The sequence below is a fragment of the Oleiphilus sp. HI0079 genome (assembly GCF_001635105.1).
The window spans coordinates 1-19,084 of the sequence record NZ_LWFT01000547.1; the positions used below are offsets into that span (position 1 = coordinate 1).

Sequence of the window (19,084 nt, forward strand, 5' to 3'; positions counted from 1 at the left end):
GTTGAGGGGCGGCTAACAGATATCCCGAACTACACAGCCAAGGCGCGTGCAGATTCACTGAAGCCGAATGCTCCCGGCTGTAAATTGGAGTTTATTGAGAACTTTGAGCCTCGTATCGATGCCGTCATCCGTGTTGAATACCCAAACCAAGAAGTACTCTATGCGCCACTGAGGCGCGCAGAGAGTGATGATCAATCCATCGTTGTCAGCTTCGGTTCTCATCTAGCGGTCGAGCGGCTTTTTGATCAATTGAACGACAGCATCGATCTTGCGAAGCACTTGCCTTGCGTGAATAACACCGATTGTGAAACCCAGCATCGGGCTAAAGCACGCTTACTCTCATTTATTGCAGAAACAGCCAGAGTGTATGAATACAGCAATGACGTCCAATCTAGCCAAACAGCAGAAGAGGCTCTGAACTTACTACGCTCGAAATCCGATCTGATTACTCACATAGACACTGCGGTCAAAGAGATCGTTCGCTCAGAGTCACCTATCGCCAAGGGCACCGTGCGTGATTCGTATGACACCGAAGAAAACTCCGATATTTTAAACGGCGGACTTCAGTCTAGATTGCGCCCAACGGACACCTACAATTCGGTGTTCTTCTCGATGGGTTTTATTCAAGATGCAAGTACAGCATTGGATAACAAATTAGTGATTTCCTCGTCTCATATTGGTCTCGACGAGAGTGACGAAGTGCTTCCTAGACTCATACACAACGCATATTACCTAGACTATCGCTACGATGATGTGCTCCCCGATGTCCCATTCGAGATGAGCACGCTTCGCTTTCAGAGCGCGCTTCGCCCTTTCGTTGAAGTGGACCCTTCTCGTCCGGAAAACCGCTACGCTTTTATTACCAACCCTGAGCAAGACAACGGCACATTGGTAAATGGCACACACTTGAGCAGTCAGGGCTTTTTCTTGAATGACCGGGCTATCGCACAAACCATTACAAACACGCCCGACTCACAGCCAGCAGGAATTTATGGTTACGATTACAATCCGGTTTACTACAAACTTTATCGAATCAATGAGTACGAGCCAGACACAACACTAAACTCACTCATTACCCCGCAAGAGCCGGACTATGGCTTGAGTCCAACATGGCTCGCGGGAACAGGGTATGGCTTGATCAATGTATTTAACCTAAATCAAACTGGATCAGACCCGGATACATACGAACGTGACGGGATCGCCGAATCGCAGCGTTACTTCAGCTGGGAAGTACACGGCCTGCAAGTCAGTGAAGATTTCGGCGAGGACGACATTTCGGGCGAATACGATGTGCTCGAATTTTCAATAGACATTGATGAAGATAATGCAAACAACGAAACAATACTTATCCGAGCAGAATCATCGGTTTGGACTGCAAATAGCGGTAGCTTTTCGACGACTCAACCGATCGGCGACACACATTACCGAACATGGGAGTTAGTCCGAAACGAGAATAACGTGGTTACCTCACGTTTAGATCAAACTAACCCGAATCTCGAAAGCCCCTCCTTTACACTATATGAAGTGGATAGCGTTGATGATGACGATAATCCCATCAGAATCCCAAATGGGTTGATTGCATTTGGTCAGGGAACGCGATCTAAAGTGCCTCTAGGCCATGTTTCAGACAACGGTGATCATCTTGCTTTTGCCATTGACACAGGCGACAACAGAAGAGCAAAACGAGGCTTGATACTCGCCTCTAGACAACGCTCTGACAATATTCAGCTCACAACAGGTGCTCCGCTCGAGTTCACCATAAGTGGGCATTATTTCTTCATGGATAATGACGCACACATTTTGACGAGTTTGGATGAATCTCGTCTCAGCCTCTCCGTCTCCAACGGAGCGCAAGATTGCGATGCAGAGCTTAGCCTTCAGTCAGTACGCGTAGAGCATTCGCTGACCACAGACCCACAAGGCCAGATTTTGGATCCAATCAACACACCGCTCACTAACTATCAAAGCAGCGGCTGTACCCTAAATGGTGGACAAGTCGAGCTTCAGTTTACTGTTGAGGGTACTCCGCTCACTTTACGAGGCTTTGCAATGAACGAGGATGGTGCCTTGGGGCTGACGGTAAAACAAATCAATCTACTTTGGCTTCAAGATAATGCTCTTGGAATGGTCTTCGCTCAGCTGGATCAAGGCTTAAGCGCTGAATTTGATAATTAGTCGCAATGAACAAGCAACCTAACGACACCTCATCCACAAATTCACAAAAAAGACAGTCCACCCTGTCTACGCCGCCATCGCTCCCCCACGCAAAGCCAGAGAAAATTACGGAGAAGCGTTTTCGTGACAAGCTCAAGCATGCTGTGAAGTCTGCCGGCCAAGAGACGATCGAGAAAGCCTTCGTCCTCTACTACACGATGCGAGACCCAGCCACACCAACTTGGTGCAAGAGTGTCATTGCAGGCGCGCTCGCCTACTTTATCAGCTTTATCGATGGCATCCCCGACCTGACGCCGGTTCTTGGGTACACAGACGACCTAACCGTAATGATCGCTGCTATTTCTGTGATTGCGACACATATCAGTGATGAGAACAAACGCAAAGCAAAGGAAAAAGCAGAGAACTTATTCTCATAACATTTTTTAAGCTTCACCTCTGTTATATTGAATCGTCGTTTTAGCATCGCTAGACTGCTCTAAAACAAATTAAGAGGTTTGCGATGCTTAGCTTTTTACCCGGTATCCTGCGCGGCGCTCTGATCGTCCTGATCATCATCCTGAACACCATGGTGTGCTTCCCTTTTTTGATTTCGGTCGCCTTACTAAAATTCATCATCCCTATCCCTGCGCTTAGTGCCGTATGCACAAAAATTGCAATTCAAATAGCCACATTTTGGGTTGGCGTAAATAGCTCCCTTTTTACAATTTTCCTAAAGATAGACTGGCACATTAATGGTCTAGAAGGTCTAAGCAAAGACGAATGGTATCTGGTGAACTGCAATCACCAATCTTGGGCAGACATACCCGTTGTTCAAAAGGTCTTTAATCGTAAGATCCCCATGTTGAAGTTTTTCCTGAAGCAGGAGCTAATCTGGGTTCCACTCCTAGGTTTGTGCTGGTGGGCTCTGGACTTCCCTTTTATGAAGCGTTCAACGCCGGAACAGATCAAAAAGAACCCAGCTTTGGCAGGAAAGGACTTAGAGGTCACTCGGCAAGCCTGCGAAAAATTTAAATATACGCCTGTTTCGGTGTTCAATTTCATGGAGGGAACGCGCCTTACTCCCAAGAAGCATGCAAAACAAGGCTCTCCCTTCGAGCATCTGCTCAAGCCTAAGGCTGGTGGCGCGGCGTTTGTCCTAGGCAGTATGGGAGATGTGATGCATACGATGCTTGATGTGACAGTACTTTATCCTAATAGTCCTACCAATATCTGGGACATGTTTTGTGGAAAGGTAAGTACAGTCGTTGTTGATGTTAGAAAGGTTGAGATTCCGCAAGAGTTTCTTGGCAAAGACTATACAACTGACGCTCAGTTTAAAGCCGAATTCCAGGAATGGGTTAATGAGCTTTGGATCCACAAAGATAAGCACATCTCAGAACTAAAAGCCGAGTACGAATGAGGATTGAAAGCGAGAAGTAAGAAGAAGTAAGAAGAAGTAAGAAGAAGTAAGAAGAAGTAAGAATGCTTAGACTACATTAAGAGACACAAAAAAGCCGAGCTAAGCTCGGCTTTTTTGTGAAGCGATTATAAGGTTCGCTATCTATCGCTTACCAGACCGACGCAAGGCTGCTGGCGTAAAGTCTTTGCCAGAAAAGTCCTTTTCAAAGTTATAACGAGAAGGCTCTTCATTCACCATGCCGTTTGCAATGTAGCGTCCCGACAGCAAATCATGTGCAGATTCAATTGTCGTCAGGATCGCACCGACTTCAGGGTAAAGCTTGTTGTGCGCTTCTGCATGACGCCATAACTCTCCACGACCATCGTAGTGATCTGCGACAACAATGCCCCAAGTATCCTCATCGATATAGAAAGTACGCTTGGAGTAAATGTGGCGCTCGCCAGACTTCAATGTACCTTCAACAACCCAAACGCGGTGCAGCTCATAACGCGCATATTCACTATTAAGGTGACCCGGCTTAACCAAATCAGAATACTTCAGAGACTTATCATCAAATTTGAAAGAGTTGTACGGGATGTACATTTCTTTCTTACCCTTCAACTCCCAGTTATAACGATCTGGAGCTCCGTTAAACATATCGAAATTGTCTGAAGTTCGAAGACCATCTGACGCTGTGCCCGGACCATCATAGGCAACCTGAGGAGCACGACGGACACGACGCTGACCAGCATTATAAATCCAAGCGCGACGAGGCTCGGCCACCTGATCAATTGTTTCGTGAACAAGTAGCACATTACCCGCCAAACGCGCAGGCGCAGTCACCACCTGCTTAAAATAGAACATGACGTTCTCGTCCTCGTTATTCGCAAAATCCGTCAACGCATAACGCTCTGAGAACTCTTCAAAGAACTTGACCGGCTGATACGCACCACCAGATGTTGGTGTTACCTGAACCGAGTTACGCTCAAAACTTCCTCCACGGAACCGCAGAATGTGGTTCCAAACTACCTCAAGAGCGCTCTGCGGAATAGGAAACGGTACAACGCCTTTAACGTTGCTAAGAGCGTTACCATCTTTGATCAACTCTGCATTAACCGCATTCTCTTTTGCAAATGCAGCCAACTCGTCGCTGTACGTTGCTGAACGCTTTGAAGCATAGACAGGCATTGTGTAGGTATCGTAGGCATTCAACATCGCCTTTTGGCCTTCACTCAGCTTATCAGCATATTCAGCTACATTTGCTTTGCTAATGACAAAGCTTGGCTGTTCAGCGGCGAGCGCGTCGCCACCAGATGTTAAGCCACCGTCCCACGCCGGTATTGAACCATCAGCATTTCCTGCCTTTTCAGCACCGACTGGTGTTAATTCACCGCCAAGCTTTCCGGCCTCCGCTGCGGGTACTTTTGCAAAGGCTGAAGAGCTGGCAATCGCAGCAGAGAGAAGTCCCGCCGCATATAAAGTTCTAGTGATTTTCATCAAAAATAACCTCGTTAAATCCGGTTAGTTCCAGATTAGCGATAAACATTAGAATGAGTAAGACACGCTCACAGTCGCGTTATCACGGTCGTGTAACGGGTTGAAGCGACTGTTACCGTAATACGTTGTATAACCCACCTTGGCTTGGTACTTATTAAGGTAGTCGGCAGTCAGAGAAAGTCCAACCGTTTGACGACCTTCAATAAAGTTTGCACCAGGACCAGGAGCATAACCGTCAACATCATGAGCAAAAGAAAGTGTCGGTGTTAAGTTTACACCTGCTGCCACGTCGTTGTAGACCAAAGAAGCACGCACTCGATAACCCCATGAGAAGTCTGTGGTGTAGCCTTCCTTGTCACATGTGCCGTACGGATTTAGCGCAGAACACACATTCAACGCACCTGCGCCAAGATAGTCCGGTGTTAAACCAAATCCAGCCTGATCGTAACGGCCGTAGCGCATTTCATCTACATCCGGTAAATCATGTACGTAGGTTGCACCAATTTCACCAACGATTGCTAAACGGCTCGCGCCCATCGTCTGATCAATAAACGAAATACCGGTAAATTGAAGCTGCGAAATATTGTAACGATCAAAGCCCTGCTGATCTGTTCCGTAGAATCCCGATGCTTGCGCATCTGCATCCGTAACAAAACCATCTCCATTCACATCAGGAACCCGATTCTGGAAAACAGGAGAGTATTCATTACCGATCGCCCCAAACAATAAATCCTGAGAGTTGAACTGAATCGGCGCGTCCTCTTTGAACGAGTATTCACCTGAGAGCGAGACACCGCCAGGCGTCGTGGTGTTGAAACTAATACCGTAGAGCTTAATGTCTTGAGCATATTCAGTCTGATACGCCGCATTCGAGAAGTCGTTCTGAGCCAAACCGCTTTTACCACTTACGTTCGGAAAGCGACTGTGATATCGAATATGGTAGAAACCAAATTCAGTATCATTTAGCTCTGGAACATACCAACGAACCGCGACACCGTATTGGTCAGTATCTGGCGGTAGTTTGTCGCCTTCTCGATCAATCGTTAAACCACTTTGCTGGTTTGCACTATCACTCTTGTCGTTAGCGACATAAACAGGGCCGCAGCCATCCGCAACGTAGTCATTTGATGAGAAGAAAGTGCCGCAGTCATCGATTCTGGTCTTGTCGTACTCAAGCTGAACAAAGGCTTCAACGCCAACATTGTCCGTCAACCCTAATGAACCATAGAGCATGTTGACAGGCAACAACGCGTCTTTAATTTCTGATCCTGGTGCTCTAAACGCTGGAAGGTCAACCGGGTTGATTACATTGATACCATTAATGATAAACGTAGATTCACCCCAACTGACCACCTGCTTGCCAAGTTTGACACTTAAAGGCATGTCACCAAGATAAAAATCACCAAAGATATAAGCATCCATTAGCTCAATGCCAGACGCATTGTCTTTACCATCTTTACTCAGTTGGCGAGGCGGGTTGATACCGTCAGATGCAAAGTTTTCATCCTCTAGCACAAAGTCATAATAGTAACGAGCACGAGCGAAAGCGCCAAAAGTGTCACCTTGAATCAAGAAGTCTGTGCTGCCCTTGATACTTTCCGAGTACGTGTCACCTTTTGCGAAATTCAGGTTGCCATCATCACTATTGATTGATGCTCCCAAGCCGCCGTATTTGCCTTGGCCTGCATTAATGTCATTACCCCAATAGCCATTACCCGCACCAATATTATTGTTGGCTGGATCTTCCATTCTCCAACCAGCACCAGCGGTAAGCGTGGTATCAATGCTTGCTTCGTAATCGCCTACATAGAACTGAAAAGCACTAGCGGGTGTAGATACGGAGGCCGCAACGGCAAGTGCCAAAGGCAACTTACGAAACTGTCGCGACAACTGTTTTTTATTTGTCATCGAACGCTACTCCATTTATTCAATCGCTGGAAATCGCGATGTTTCACTAATGTGCTCGAGCAAGAGCACAAAAGAGATCAAGGGAAACCGATATTATTATCGAACTACCTGACCGCCGCCCATGTACTGATGGCGGTTTAGGTCGATTAAGAAAAGCATAGACACTAATTTTATTTTCGACCAATTTAAAACTGGATTTTTTTCAAACAGTTAGTTGAAAGAAAGAGCAGAGAACGGCGAAGCCAGAGGGTTTACGCAGGATAGTCAAATGCCCTTTGGTTGCTGCATCGGCTTTAGCAAGGCAAATGCAAGAAATACTATGCCTGCACTAGCCGCAAATAAGCCTTCATAGCCAAGCTGATTTACTAGGCTCGCCATAAGCAAGGCGCCTAGAGAACCACCAAGCCCAAAACCAAGACTACTGTACATGGCCTGTGCCCTTCCTTGGTTTGCTATCGAGAAGTGGTGATGAACATAATGAATTGAAGCCGCATGCATTGCCCCAAAGGAAAATGCATGGAGTATTTGCGCAACAACAAGCATCCATATCACATCACTAAAATACGCAATCATTAGCCAACGCACCCCACTAAAGAAGAGTGCGATCGCCATGATTAGCTTAACGGAATGCCTTCTGTGCCAATAATGCATCACTGAAAACAACACGATCTCAGCAATCACGCCGAGCGCCCACAAAGCTCCAATTTGTAGCTTTTCATATCCGAGCGCTTCTAAGTGCAAACTGTAGTAAGAATAATAAGCCCCGTGCGAAAGTTGTAGTAAGAAACTTACACCAAAGAACAAGTAAGCACCGCCTAGCTTGAGCTCATCGAGTAAGCGCACTGAAGGCTCGCCCTCCTTCAAGATGCATTTGCTGGGCTCGTCAAAGTGGAACAGGCTCGCCAAAAATATCGCAAAAATAACCACAAATAAGCTTGGAGCAAACGCGGATATGCCGGATTCCTGCAACAACCAACCCAAGCTGATAACCGCTACGACAAAGCCAATAGACCCCCACAATCGGATTAAACTATAACGATTTGTCTCTCCTTTAAGACTGTGCAAAGTAATCACTTCAAATTGAGGCAACACCGCATTCCAAAAAAAGCTAAACAGAATAATCATAGAGGCATATTGCCAGAAGCCTTCCGCCATAAAAAAACCGACATACGATAGCAGCGTTGCAAGCGCCCCAAAACGCACTAGAACTAGCCGTTTCTGAGTTTTATCAGCAATTGCTCCCCAGATATTGGGAGCCAACACCTTCGTGGCCATTAACAAACCCGTTAACTGTCCAATCTCCGCTGCCGAAAAGCCTTCCGAATCAAGAAACAAGCTCAAATACGGCGCGGTCACTCCAAGTAAAGCGAAGTAAAAAAAGTAAAATGTTGAAAGTTTGACCTGCAGCATTGCTATGTTCTTGTTTTACCTTGAAAAGAGAGCGTAAGTTGATTAGCTTAGCACTGCCCCGAAGAGGGCTGTTAGATAACAATCAATAATGCTAATTTTTTAACCCGCAAACATCTTTCGTTTGCACCCGGAGAGTCCCCCTTATGAAACTCATCACAGCGATCATAAAGCCATTCAAGTTAGAAGATGTGCGCACAGCACTCACTGATATCGGTTTGGCCGGCATGACAATTACTGAAGTAAAGGGCTTTGGCCGCCAGAAAGGCCATACTGAACTATATCGTGGCGCAGAATATGTCATCGACTTCGTACCAAAATTAAAATTAGAGCTCGTTGTTAGTGACGATGTTGTTGATCAAGCCGTCGAAGCAATATGCAACTCTGCCAATAGCGGTAAAATCGGCGATGGCAAAATTTTTGTTAGCGATATGGAACAGGCTATTCGAATTCGTACCGGCGAGACCGGCAACGACGCCGTATAAAGCTCAAGCAATATTATAAGAAACGAACACAACACGCTCAGGAATTATCATGTTAAAACTTCTTACTCTGGTGACGTTGCTCATGCCAGGTTTCGCCTACGCGGAAGGTGGCATTTCAGGTGCAGACACGGCCTGGATTCTGACCGCAACAGCTCTTGTATTATTTATGACCATCCCTGGTCTTTCTCTTTTCTACGCAGGCCTTGTACGTAACAAAAACGTACTATCTGTGTTGATGCAGTGCTTTGCGCTAACCTGTTTAATGTCAGTGCTTTGGTATGTTATTGGATACTCTTTGGCGTTCAGCGAAGGCAGCCCTTTCGTTGGAGGCATTGATAATCTATTCATGGCGCAGGTCACTAAAGACTCTCTAGCCGGCACCATCCCGGAGGGCTTGTTCGCTGCATTTCAGATGACCTTCGCCGTCATCACCCCGGCATTGATCGTTGGCGCATTCGCCGAGCGGATGAAGTTTTCCTCAATGCTTTTATTCAGCAGCATTTGGTTGCTCGCTGTTTACGCACCAGTATGTCACTGGGTGTGGGGTGGCGGATGGCTTAGCGAGCTCGGCGTACTCGACTTCGCTGGCGGTATTGTTGTACACATCACAGCAGGCGTTGCAGCGCTCGTTGCAGCATTGGTGATCGGGAATCGTAAAAACTGGCCCCAAACCGCGATGCCTCCACATAATATGACAATGACCGTCACTGGAGCTGGCATGCTTTGGGTCGGCTGGTTCGGTTTCAACGCAGGTAGCGCGCTCGCAGCAGACGAAAATGCAGCGATGGCATTAATCGCCACCCACCTTTCTGCAGCGATGGGCTCTCTTGCTTGGATGGCTTGTGAATGGAGAAAGTTTGGCAAACCGTCAGTGCTCGGCATCGTAACAGGAATGGTAGCGGGTCTAGGGACAATTACTCCAGCATCCGGCTCAGTTAGCCCAGCTGCGGCGATCGTAATTGGCTTAAGCGCAGGTGTTGTTTGCTTTTACGCAACCATGTTCATCAAACAAAAACTTAAGATTGATGACTCGTTAGATGTTTTTCCTGTGCACGGTGTTGGCGGAATTCTAGGCTCGTTTTTAGTTGGTATTTTCGCAGCAACAGAGTTAGGCGCATTCAGTGGGTACGGCTTTGGTGGCGACAATAACACAATCGGTGAGCAGTTGACCGCTCAACTGATTGGCATAGGTAGCACCATTGCCTACACGGCAATTGTCACTTGGATAATTTTAAAACTGGTTGATGTCATCACAGGTTTGCGCGCTGATGAAGAGGACGAATACATCGGTCTCGACATCGCAATGCACGAAGAGAAAGGCTACGACCTGTAAAAAAATGAACGTAGCAAAAAGGCTGCTCAACTGAGCAGCCTTTTTTTATTGGCCTGAGTCCGTAAATGACGTCTTAACTACGCGAAAAACGACTAGGCCTTGCGCAAACTGGCACCATGCACTCGGTTAATCATCACTCCAAACGCAGCAGCCGTAAAAAACATAATGACGCCATAAATCGCTGCTGGTGCTGCCATAACGCCATTGTTAAGTAATGTTGGTGAAAGCGCGATCGCTATCGCGAGAGCCCCATTGTGTACCCCAATCTCCATCCCAATCGCGATACTTTGCCGCAATTCAAGCTTCAACATCCGGGGCACACCATAACCCACAGCTAAGCTAATAAGGTTGAACGCTAACGCAGCTGCACCGACCAAAGCAAAGTACTCAATGAATTGCTCCCAGCTTTCAGTGAGCGCAATGATAATTACAAGAAATAAAAACAAAGCAGATAAGATTTTAACCGGCGTCTCCATCGCATCCGCAAAGCTTTTTTTAGCACGCCGAATAGCCATACCCATCCCAATCGGGATCAGGACAATTGCGAATACTTGCAGTACCTTTTCAAACTGCAGACCAACGCTTCCCTCAGCCCCCATAAAGTAATACAAACTCAAATTGACAATAATGGGCAGAGTAACAATACACAATACCGAATTTATTGCTGTAAGAGTGACGTTTAGTGCCACATCACCGTGTGCTAGATGGCTGAACAAGTTCGCGCTCGTACCTCCGGGAGAGGCCGCAAGCAGCATCAGTCCGACGGCGAGCTCTGGCGTTAACCCAAAGGCTATCACCAAGCCAAAACATGCTGCCGGCAAGATAAAAGCCTGACAAAACAAGCCAACCAAAACAGGCTTAGGCATCTTAAATATACGCGTAAAATCTTGAACAGAAAGAGATAGGCCGAGCCCAAGCATGATAATGCCTAGACTAGCCGGCAGAAAAACAGTTAAAACCGGTGAAGAATCCATATTCGTCTCGCATATTGTTATTTTAGAATGCTCTCTAAATGAGAGCCTTTTATGTAGAACGATGTCAAACGGGTTTTAGTTTTCGCAGCTTCTTTTTCCACAAGGGCGCAACATAAAAGTGGATCTTGGAATAAAACTCGTTTTGGCAAGAGGCGCTTCATCGAAACAAATTAAGGAAGCGCTCTTAGATCAACTCAAAAAGCGGGAAATTGGCAAAAAAAAAAACCGGCACCCTGTTCTTCAGAGGCCGGCTCTTATACAAAACGTGAAGTCTAATTAAAGCGCTGCTTCCAATTCTGGAACCGCTTCGAATAGATCTGCCACAAGGCCATAGTCAGCCACTTGGAAAATCGGTGCTTCTTCGTCTTTGTTGATCGCAACAATCACCTTAGAACCTGACATGCCTGCCAAGTGCTGGATCGCACCGGAGATGCCGACAGCAATGTACAGGTTAGGAGCAACGATCTTACCTGTTTGACCAACCTGCATATCGTTTGGTACGAAGCCTGCATCAACAGCTGCACGAGATGCGCCCATTGCTGCGCCAAGCTTGTCAGCGACTTTCTCAAGCATCTGGAAGTTATCGCCGTTCTGCATGCCTCGACCACCAGAGATAACAATCTCTGCAGCAGTTAGCTCAGGACGATCTGACTCAGCCATTTCTTCACCAACGAATGTTGAAACACCTGCATCTTGGACGTTATCGACTGCTTCTACTGCAGCGGCTCCGCCCTCAGCAGCAACTGGGTCAAACGCCGTGCCACGAACCGTGATTACTTTGATCGCATCACTAGATTGGACTGTCGCGATTGCATTACCCGCGTAGATAGGACGAACAAACGTGTCAGCAGACTCAACTTTGATGATGTCTGAGATCTGAGCAACATCCAAAAGTGCAGCAACGCGTGGAAGGAAGTCCTTACCAGTTGTGCCAGCAGATGTAAGGATGTGCGAATAACCTTTACCTAGGTCAGCAACCAAAAGTGAAAGATTTTCAGCAAGCTGGTGTCCGTATGCTGCGTTATCGGCAACAAGTATTTTAGAAACGCCTGCTGCTTTTGCTGCGGCTTCAGCCACAGCACCACAACCCTCTCCAGCAACCAGAACATCGATGTCACCACCGATAGCAGCTGCAGCCGCAAGTACATTAAGAGTGACCGGCTTTAAACTACCGTTGTCATGATCTGCAATAACTAAAATGCTCATTTAGATCACCTTCGCTTCGTTTTTCAGTTTATCAACAAGCTCAGCAACGTCTGCGACCTTGATACCCGCTGAACGCTTAGGCGGCTCTTCTACTTTCAAAGTAGTAAGGCTTGCGTTCAATTCCACACCGAAATCTGCAGGAGATTTGGTATCTAGAGGCTTTTTCTTTGCCTTCATAATATTCGGAAGCGATGCATAGCGCGGCTCGTTCAATCGCAAGTCTGTTGTCACAACAGCGGGAAGGTTCAAACCGACCGTCATCAGACCGCCGTCAACCTCGCGAGTCACGTTTACCTTGTCGCCTTCAACAACTACCTCAGAGGCAAAAGTGCCCTGACCCATACCAGCAAGTGCAGCAAGCATTTGACCCGTTTGGTTGTTGTCTGAATCGATAGACTGCTTACCAAGAATAACCAATTGCGGTTGTTCTTCGTCTACAATCGCCTTCAAAATTTTAGCAGCTTGGAGAGATTGAACCTGTTCTTCAGTTTCGACCAGAATACCGCGATCCGCACCCAATGCGAGCGCAGTCCGGAGTTGCTCTTGAGCAACTTTAGGGCCGATAGAAACAACAACGATCTCCGTTGCGATCCCTTTTTCTTTTAAACGAACAGCTTCTTCAACTGCGATTTCACAAAATGGGTTCATTGCCATTTTGATATTAGTAAGATCGACATCTGTATTGTCGGCCTTAACCCGTACTTTGACGTTGTAGTCAATAACTCGTTTGACAGCGACAAGAACCTTCATAGATTCCTCATTCTTAACAATTGATGAATTGACGGCATAAACAGTGAAAAACTACTTATGCTAGAGACGGGTGAAAACGACCAATACTCCAGTGATTTCAATCACTTAAGCGGCCAAGCCCGTGACACCCCGACTTCGCGGAGCGCATTATACTGCCGATAAACTAAATTAGGGTCAATACTTGCTTAAAAATTAGGCGGTATGACCATCATTAACATCAAAAATAGTTTGTTAACTAACTGTACATCTTTCTACGATTTTCTATGCTCTCTGGATGTTTTTCCCATATTTTTTTGCAGCCGATCAAGTTTTGTGTAAAATTCAAACACTTGTTTGAATTTTAGCGTACTCATTAATGCGCTAGCCGTATTTTGCCTGTATAATCGCGCGCAATCTGACCTCAGGCTCTAGAGCAAAGTTATCTAGGGCCTCTTAAATATTACTGCTACTCCAATCCGGGGTAGCAAAACATAGTTGAATACACAGGAGACCGAACGTGGAACGAGAATCAATGGAGTTTGACGTACTCATCGTTGGTGGTGGTCCCGCTGGCCTATCTGCCGCTTGCCGCATCCTTCAATTAGCACAAGAAGCTGATAAAGAGCTTTCTGTATGCGTTGTAGAAAAAGGCTCCGAAGTTGGCGCACACATTCTTGCCGGTACTGTTTTTGAGCCAACGGCGCTTAATGAACTGTTTCCCAACTGGAAAGAGCTTGGCGCCCCGCTTAACACGGCGGTAACAGGTGATGATATTTTCATCCTTCGAGATCAGGATAAAGCAACGAAAGTACCAAATGCGTTCGTACCTAAAAACATGCACAACGAAGGCAACTACATCATAAGTCTGGGCAATCTTTGCCGATGGCTTGCAGAGCAAGCGGAAGGGCTAGGCGCTGAAGTTTATCCCGGCTTCGCTGCATCCGAGGTACTTTACAACGAAGATGGTAGCGTTCGCGGAGTTCTCACTGGCGACATGGGTGTTGGTGCAGACGGCACAGAAAAAGATACATACATGCCTGGCATGGAACTACTTGCTAAGTACACACTATTTACAGAAGGCTGCCGCGGCCACCTTGGCAAAACATTGATCAGTAACTTCAGCCTTGATGCCGGGAAAGATCCACAACACTATGGCATCGGTATCAAAGAGCTTTGGGATATTAATCCAGAACTTAGCGAGCCTGGAAAAGTCGTCCACACGACAGGATGGCCGCTAAACGAAAGCGGTTCAACAGGCGGCTCTTTCTTGTACCACCTAGAAAACAACCAAGTATATGTCGGCCTAATCACAGACCTTTCCTATTCAAACCCGAATGTAAGCCCATTTGAGGAATTTCAGCGTCTCAAGCACCACCCTGAGATAGGAAAGTACCTTAAAGATGCCAAGCGCGTTGCTTATGGCGCTCGCGCAATTTCAAAAGGCGGCTACAACGCACTTCCAAAAATGACCTTCCCGGGCGGCTTATTGCTCGGCTGCGACGCAGGAACACTAAACTCTTCTAAAATCAAAGGCTCGCACACCGCAATGAAGTCAGGCATGCTTGGCGCAGAAGCAGTTTTTGAAGCACTAAACAACGGTTCAGAAGGCAAAGAAGAGCTTACAAACTTCACAAAAATGTTTGAAAACAGCTGGCTGTACAAAGAGCTCTATGATGAGCGGAACTTTGGCCCAGCTATGCACAAATTTGGCAATATAATCGGCGGCGCAATCGCATTCTTTGAGCAGAACATCCTGCATCGCAGCTTACCCATCACGTTCCGTGATACAACGCCTGACTATGCGACATTAAAGCCTGCATCAGAGTGCAAGGAAATCAAATACCCCAAGCCAGACGGCACGCTCACTTTTGATCGCCTTTCTTCGGTATTCCTATCGAATACAAACCACGAGGAAGATCAAAAGTGCCATTTGGTTTTGTCTAATCAAGACATTCCGATTCAACAGAACCTACCAAAATATAACGAACCGGCTCAACGCTACTGCCCAGCCGGCGTATATGAAGTTGTGGAAAGTGAAGAAGATGGCAGCAAGCGATTTCAAATAAATGCCCAAAACTGTGTTCACTGTAAAACGTGTGATATCAAAGATCCCGCACAGAACATTACATGGGTAACGCCAGAAGGTGGCGGCGGTCCAAACTACCCTAACATGTAAAACAACGTAGTCGACGCTGTTCATTAAAGCCCGCTCAATTGAGCGGGCTTTTTTATTGCTCTCCATAAATGGTCAAAGCTCCCCCCTATAAACAAAGCTTACTTTGCATTAAAGGCCAACTTACACACTTATACTGCCAACAATTTTAAAGCATGACTGCATTCCAAATTTCTCAAGCGCCACACTGTTAGCATCCTCCGCAGCCGAATAAACAATAGCGGCCAACCAATAAACGACTTTTTTATCAATTTTAATCCGGACAAGATCTATGAAAACGCGCCTGATTTCGGCCTTGCTACTATGCATGGCATTTGCGAGCTCTAGTTTCGCTGAATCGTATATTTACCTAACAAATAGCACGACTAAACCTCTTACTCTCAACACCATTCAAACCGGCCATGACAATATCAGTCACGGCGACGAATGGGAGCAACTTGCCCAATCAGTGCCACCAATGGGTACGGTGAAGTTTTTGCGCTTCAACCGCGACCAAGGCATAAAGTGGGGTAAGAAATACTGGTTTACTACGACAGTACAAGGTCAGACTTCTTCCGTTACTCTTCAGCAAAAGCTTAAGGGCACATGGAATTTCAGCAACATCTACCACACTGCGAACGGCGATAGCTGGAAAGATGATCGCAACATCTACGAGCAAAACATCAATTTTGACGGCCAAAACGCCAAACTTGCATACAAGGCAAGCTACGCTCGTGCATCTGGCGATGACTTCCTCTACATCATTCAGCCTAACCTAGAAGCGCAAGTGCGCGACGAGCTTAGCGCCAACAGCTTCAATGTATTAACCTACAATATCTGGGGTTTGCTACCGGGAATTACCGCTGAAAACACCTACGATCGTTTTCACTCTATCGCGCACATGGTAACCCCCGGTTACGACGCAATCGTATTTCAAGAAGCGCACGACTTAGCTTCGTCTAACTACTTCCGCGACCATATCTCTAGCGAATACCCTTACCTTACTGAAATCCCGTTTGAGCTAGGCCGTATTCTTAATGGCGGCGTATTTATCGCTTCAAAATGGCCAATCGAAGTGGAAGACAACATCGTGTTCCAGTCTTGCGTTGGTGAGGACTGCCTAGCATCTAAAGGTGCGGTTTATGCTCGAATCAACAAACTAGGAAAAACCTACAACTTATTCGGTACGCACGTTCGAGCCTATACTACACCCGAAGACATCGCCAACCGCTTCGAGCACTTAGCAGAACTAAAAGCTTTTAAAGACAGCAAGCATATCCCGCATGACGAGCCGGTCATTTATGCGGGCGATTTCAACGTCGATAAGGTGAACTTCCCCCAAGAACGCAACGACCTCATGACAGCTCTTAATGCAACAGAACCAATGGCACTAGGCGATTACCCGTACTCTTACGCGGGACCTGTGAACGTTTATGCTGATGATAGCTACAATGAGTACCTAGACTATGTTCTTTACTCCAATGAGCACGTAGTGCCAATAACGTCGAGCAACACATTGCTATTGCCACGCAGCACTGCTTCAGAACATTGGGGCCGATGGGATCTATCTGATCACTACCCAGTAAAAGGTGAGTTCGTCTTTCCCTAAAAAATCAGTGTTAAATTGAAAAGGCGAACCTTAGGGTTCGCTTTTTTTGTGACCTGCTTTTTGTTCTATTGCTTGTTAATGAATAAAAAACAGACAAACAAAGTACATTAACCTTCTCTAAGAATAATTAGCAGATCGTTTAACGACTAAGCTCACCAGCCGGCACCAGAACTATGTCTCTTGTATGCAACATTGAAGATCGAGCAGGCTTTGTAAAACCTAAGCCGAAAGCTATATCGCTGAACATCAAGCAAATAAAACCGCTAATCAAGCTTTTGACTCGGCAGGGTGTTGAGCTGCCTGACCTCCTGCACAACACCGATTTAAACCCCGGAGACTTGATACGCAGAGACATCGAACTGAATGCTTATCAGCACCAACAACTTTTGGTCAATGCCTTTAAACATGCACCAGATACAAGCTTTGGAGCCAAACTTGGAGAGCAAGACTTCATAAACCATGACAGTTTGCTTGCTAGTAGAGTGATGAGCTGCGACAACGTCCTTGAGGGCATGCTGCTTCTCAGTGAGTACTACAAACTCTGGACAAATCAGTTCGATCTTTGCTTTGAGATAACGGATCAATGGGGTGAATTCAGCATCGTTCCGCATATTGAATTTGGCCCAACACTTCCATTCTATATTGAATACCTATATGCCATATTGTATTCATTCGGATGCTTCTGTCTGGGTGAAAAGAACATCCCGCTGATTTTTGAGTTCAGCTACGCTCAACCCGAGAGGGGTTATCATTATGGCGATTTTTTTTCTGACACCGTCCGGTTCAAACAACCCAAAAATAGAGTTTTGCTCCCGAAGAGTTTGCTGACAAGAAAGCTCATTTTCTCAAATCCAGAACTTGCCAGACATAACGACAAAAAGGCGCAAGATCATATCCATAACCTAACCGCTAACGACATTGTATCTCGAACCAGAGCGCTAATCAGAAAGAACGCGTTTAGCACGGTATGCCTGGATGCAACGGCCACACAGCTTTGTATGTCATCCAGAAGCCTAAGACGTCACTTACAGCAAAATGGCCATAGCTTCCAATCACTTGTAGACGAGCAACGTCGAGCGACTGCGAAGGATTTACTTAACGCCAATAAAAGAACAATACAGGAAATAGCGATCACCCTTGGCTATAACGATGCAAGCTCTTTCAGCCGCGCCTTCAAGCGCTGGGAAGGCGTATCACCTAAGGAATATCAGCAAAAGAACGCATCAAATTGACCTGAGAGGCCAAGAGTTTGTCCTCTTCAGGCATGGTCAACGAGTTCTTCTCCAAGAATAATCATCCAGCTTATGGAACCCCCAGCAGTACATCGGCCTAAACCGAAGCAGGACGCACAATAACAACAAAATCCACCCACCCAAGGGCCTGAAAAATGTCTCAAAAAAACAAGAAAACAGGGTTTATAACCCGACTCTTACTCGGCTCTGCACTCGCATTTGGCACAGCACAAGCGATGGCAGACAACTGCTACATCATGGTACATGGCCATGGTACAAACGGCACAATCAAGTCTGGCACCAATCAGCCAGCACTTGATTACTGGAGTAGCTACAACTTCAGCGAATATGCTGGCAACAGTGCAATCACTGAATTAATCTCAGGTTCAAGCGACAACTATGCGGTCGTTGGCTACAACTCGACAGATGAGGCTGGCTACCCTTGGTGGCGCGATGAGACAGCAGGCGAAATCGCCCGCCAAATCATTTCTATTCGTCAGGGCTACGGTGACGGCTACATTCATCCTGAAGCGAACACACAGTGCGCTGCAAATGACACGTTTTGGGTTGTAAGTCATAGCCAAGGCGCAACAGAGATGATGTACATCGCTGGAAACGCACTACCTGGATCACCAAACTACAACACTGCCTACACCGCAAGCTCGGGTGTAAGCGTGGACTTCAATGCTGCTATCTCTGGTATTGCAGGCATCTTTACGCTGGGCGGCGCAATCACAGGCACCGAGGGTGCCGACCGCGTTTGCAATGGTAACTGGCTAGACAGCTTGATCAACGCGGCATTCCTAGGTCAAGACTGCAACCAAAGCGTCGCTTGGCTGCAAACGTTTGACTCATACGCAGTAAAAAACTACATCGGCTCAAACCTAGCGGCTCCTGTTTACGTTATGGGTGGCTATAAAGGCTTTCCTGGTTTCGAAGGAGCAAGCTCAGCACTTATTGAAGGCGAAGACGATGGCTACATTAACCTAGCATCTCAAA

At 46.6% G+C, this 19,084-nt stretch carries 15 protein-coding genes; 9 read left to right on the forward strand and 6 right to left on the reverse strand.

Annotated features, from left to right (window positions below; all coding sequences use genetic code 11):
• The 3 genes from A3750_RS26035 to A3750_RS08430 all read left to right on the forward strand — a co-directional run.
• On the forward strand, window positions 1–2,175 hold a 2,175-nt coding region (locus A3750_RS26035), incomplete at its 5' end, for a hypothetical protein (protein WP_197474962.1).
• A 5-nt stretch (window positions 2,176–2,180) separates the two neighbouring features.
• A complete protein-coding gene (locus A3750_RS08425; RefSeq protein WP_082863191.1) occupies window positions 2,181–2,591 on the forward strand; it encodes a YkvA family protein in 411 nt (136 codons plus the stop codon).
• Window positions 2,592–2,674: 83 nt separating this feature from the next.
• Entirely contained in the window at window positions 2,675–3,574 is a 900-nt protein-coding gene (locus A3750_RS08430) for an acyltransferase (RefSeq protein WP_068455619.1), read from the forward strand.
• 141 nt (window positions 3,575–3,715) lie between these two features.
• Here A3750_RS08430 and A3750_RS08435 read toward each other — a convergent pair whose 3' ends face one another.
• The 3 genes from A3750_RS08435 to A3750_RS08445 all read right to left on the reverse strand — a co-directional run bounded on the left by A3750_RS08435 (window position 3,716) and on the right by A3750_RS08445 (window position 8,368).
• Window positions 3,716–5,050 (reverse strand): DUF1329 domain-containing protein, encoded by a 1,335-nt coding sequence (locus A3750_RS08435; protein WP_068455622.1) that lies wholly within the window; start codon window positions 5,048–5,050, stop codon window positions 3,716–3,718.
• 48 nt (window positions 5,051–5,098) lie between these two features.
• Window positions 5,099–6,958: a DUF1302 domain-containing protein gene (locus A3750_RS08440; RefSeq protein WP_068464640.1), complete on the reverse strand. Its 1,860-nt coding sequence runs from the start codon at window positions 6,956–6,958 to the stop codon at window positions 5,099–5,101.
• A 264-nt stretch (window positions 6,959–7,222) separates the two neighbouring features.
• Window positions 7,223–8,368: an MFS transporter gene (locus tag A3750_RS08445; protein ID WP_068458371.1), complete on the reverse strand. Its 1,146-nt coding sequence runs from the start codon at window positions 8,366–8,368 to the stop codon at window positions 7,223–7,225.
• Window positions 8,369–8,511: 143 nt separating this feature from the next.
• Between A3750_RS08445 and A3750_RS08450 the strand changes: the two genes are divergently transcribed.
• Both A3750_RS08450 and A3750_RS08455 read left to right on the forward strand, forming a co-directional pair.
• Window positions 8,512–8,850: a P-II family nitrogen regulator gene (locus A3750_RS08450; protein WP_068458369.1), complete on the forward strand. Its 339-nt coding sequence runs from the start codon at window positions 8,512–8,514 to the stop codon at window positions 8,848–8,850.
• A gap of 49 nt (window positions 8,851–8,899) precedes the next feature.
• Entirely contained in the window at window positions 8,900–10,183 is a 1,284-nt protein-coding gene (locus A3750_RS08455) for an ammonium transporter (protein WP_068458368.1), read from the forward strand.
• Window positions 10,184–10,275: 92 nt separating this feature from the next.
• Here A3750_RS08455 and A3750_RS08460 read toward each other — a convergent pair whose 3' ends face one another.
• The 3 genes from A3750_RS08460 to A3750_RS08470 form a co-directional block, all read right to left on the reverse strand.
• On the reverse strand, window positions 10,276–11,157 hold the full coding sequence (locus A3750_RS08460; protein ID WP_068458366.1) for a bile acid:sodium symporter family protein: 882 nt from the start codon (window positions 11,155–11,157) through the stop codon (window positions 10,276–10,278).
• A gap of 276 nt (window positions 11,158–11,433) precedes the next feature.
• On the reverse strand, window positions 11,434–12,363 hold the full coding sequence (locus A3750_RS08465) for an electron transfer flavoprotein subunit alpha/FixB family protein (protein ID WP_068458364.1): 930 nt from the start codon (window positions 12,361–12,363) through the stop codon (window positions 11,434–11,436).
• Window positions 12,364–13,113 carry an electron transfer flavoprotein subunit beta/FixA family protein gene (locus tag A3750_RS08470; protein WP_068458362.1) on the reverse strand — a complete coding sequence of 250 codons (750 nt, stop codon included), beginning with the start codon at window positions 13,111–13,113 and terminating at the stop codon, window positions 12,364–12,366. It lies immediately after the preceding gene.
• 511 nt (window positions 13,114–13,624) lie between these two features.
• On the opposite strand from A3750_RS08470, the gene A3750_RS08475 reads away from it, so the two are divergent.
• The 4 genes from A3750_RS08475 to A3750_RS08490 form a co-directional block, all read left to right on the forward strand.
• Complete coding sequence (locus tag A3750_RS08475) at window positions 13,625–15,268, forward strand: electron transfer flavoprotein-ubiquinone oxidoreductase (protein ID WP_197474963.1); 1,644 nt, start codon at window positions 13,625–13,627, stop codon at window positions 15,266–15,268.
• Window positions 15,269–15,536: 268 nt separating this feature from the next.
• Window positions 15,537–16,853, forward strand: coding sequence for a sphingomyelin phosphodiesterase (locus A3750_RS08480; RefSeq protein WP_068458357.1), 1,317 nt, complete (start codon window positions 15,537–15,539; stop codon window positions 16,851–16,853).
• Between the two features lie 173 nt (window positions 16,854–17,026).
• Complete coding sequence (locus A3750_RS08485) at window positions 17,027–18,085, forward strand: AraC family transcriptional regulator (protein WP_068458354.1); 1,059 nt, start codon at window positions 17,027–17,029, stop codon at window positions 18,083–18,085.
• A 155-nt stretch (window positions 18,086–18,240) separates the two neighbouring features.
• A partial coding sequence (locus A3750_RS08490) for a hypothetical protein (protein ID WP_068548166.1) occupies window positions 18,241–19,084 on the forward strand: 844 nt, incomplete at its 3' end.

Excerpts from the sequence above, each read along its gene's own strand:
- A3750_RS08425 (WP_082863191.1), top strand. The coding sequence starts at position 2,181 with ATGAACAAGCAACCTAACGACACCTCATCCACAAATTCACAAAAAAGA.
- A3750_RS08430 (WP_068455619.1), top strand. The coding sequence starts at position 2,675 with ATGCTTAGCTTTTTACCCGGTATCCTGCGCGGCGCTCTGATCGTCCTG.
- A3750_RS08435 (WP_068455622.1), bottom strand. The coding sequence starts at position 5,050 with ATGAAAATCACTAGAACTTTATATGCGGCGGGACTTCTCTCTGCTGCG.
- A3750_RS08440 (WP_068464640.1), bottom strand. The coding sequence starts at position 6,958 with ATGACAAATAAAAAACAGTTGTCGCGACAGTTTCGTAAGTTGCCTTTG.
- A3750_RS08445 (WP_068458371.1), bottom strand. The coding sequence starts at position 8,368 with ATGCTGCAGGTCAAACTTTCAACATTTTACTTTTTTTACTTCGCTTTA.
- A3750_RS08450 (WP_068458369.1), top strand. The coding sequence starts at position 8,512 with ATGAAACTCATCACAGCGATCATAAAGCCATTCAAGTTAGAAGATGTG.
- A3750_RS08455 (WP_068458368.1), top strand. The coding sequence starts at position 8,900 with ATGTTAAAACTTCTTACTCTGGTGACGTTGCTCATGCCAGGTTTCGCC.
- A3750_RS08460 (WP_068458366.1), bottom strand. The coding sequence starts at position 11,157 with ATGGATTCTTCACCGGTTTTAACTGTTTTTCTGCCGGCTAGTCTAGGC.
- A3750_RS08465 (WP_068458364.1), bottom strand. The coding sequence starts at position 12,363 with ATGAGCATTTTAGTTATTGCAGATCATGACAACGGTAGTTTAAAGCCG.
- A3750_RS08470 (WP_068458362.1), bottom strand. The coding sequence starts at position 13,113 with ATGAAGGTTCTTGTCGCTGTCAAACGAGTTATTGACTACAACGTCAAA.
- A3750_RS08475 (WP_197474963.1), top strand. The coding sequence starts at position 13,625 with ATGGAGTTTGACGTACTCATCGTTGGTGGTGGTCCCGCTGGCCTATCT.
- A3750_RS08480 (WP_068458357.1), top strand. The coding sequence starts at position 15,537 with ATGAAAACGCGCCTGATTTCGGCCTTGCTACTATGCATGGCATTTGCG.
- A3750_RS08485 (WP_068458354.1), top strand. The coding sequence starts at position 17,027 with ATGTCTCTTGTATGCAACATTGAAGATCGAGCAGGCTTTGTAAAACCT.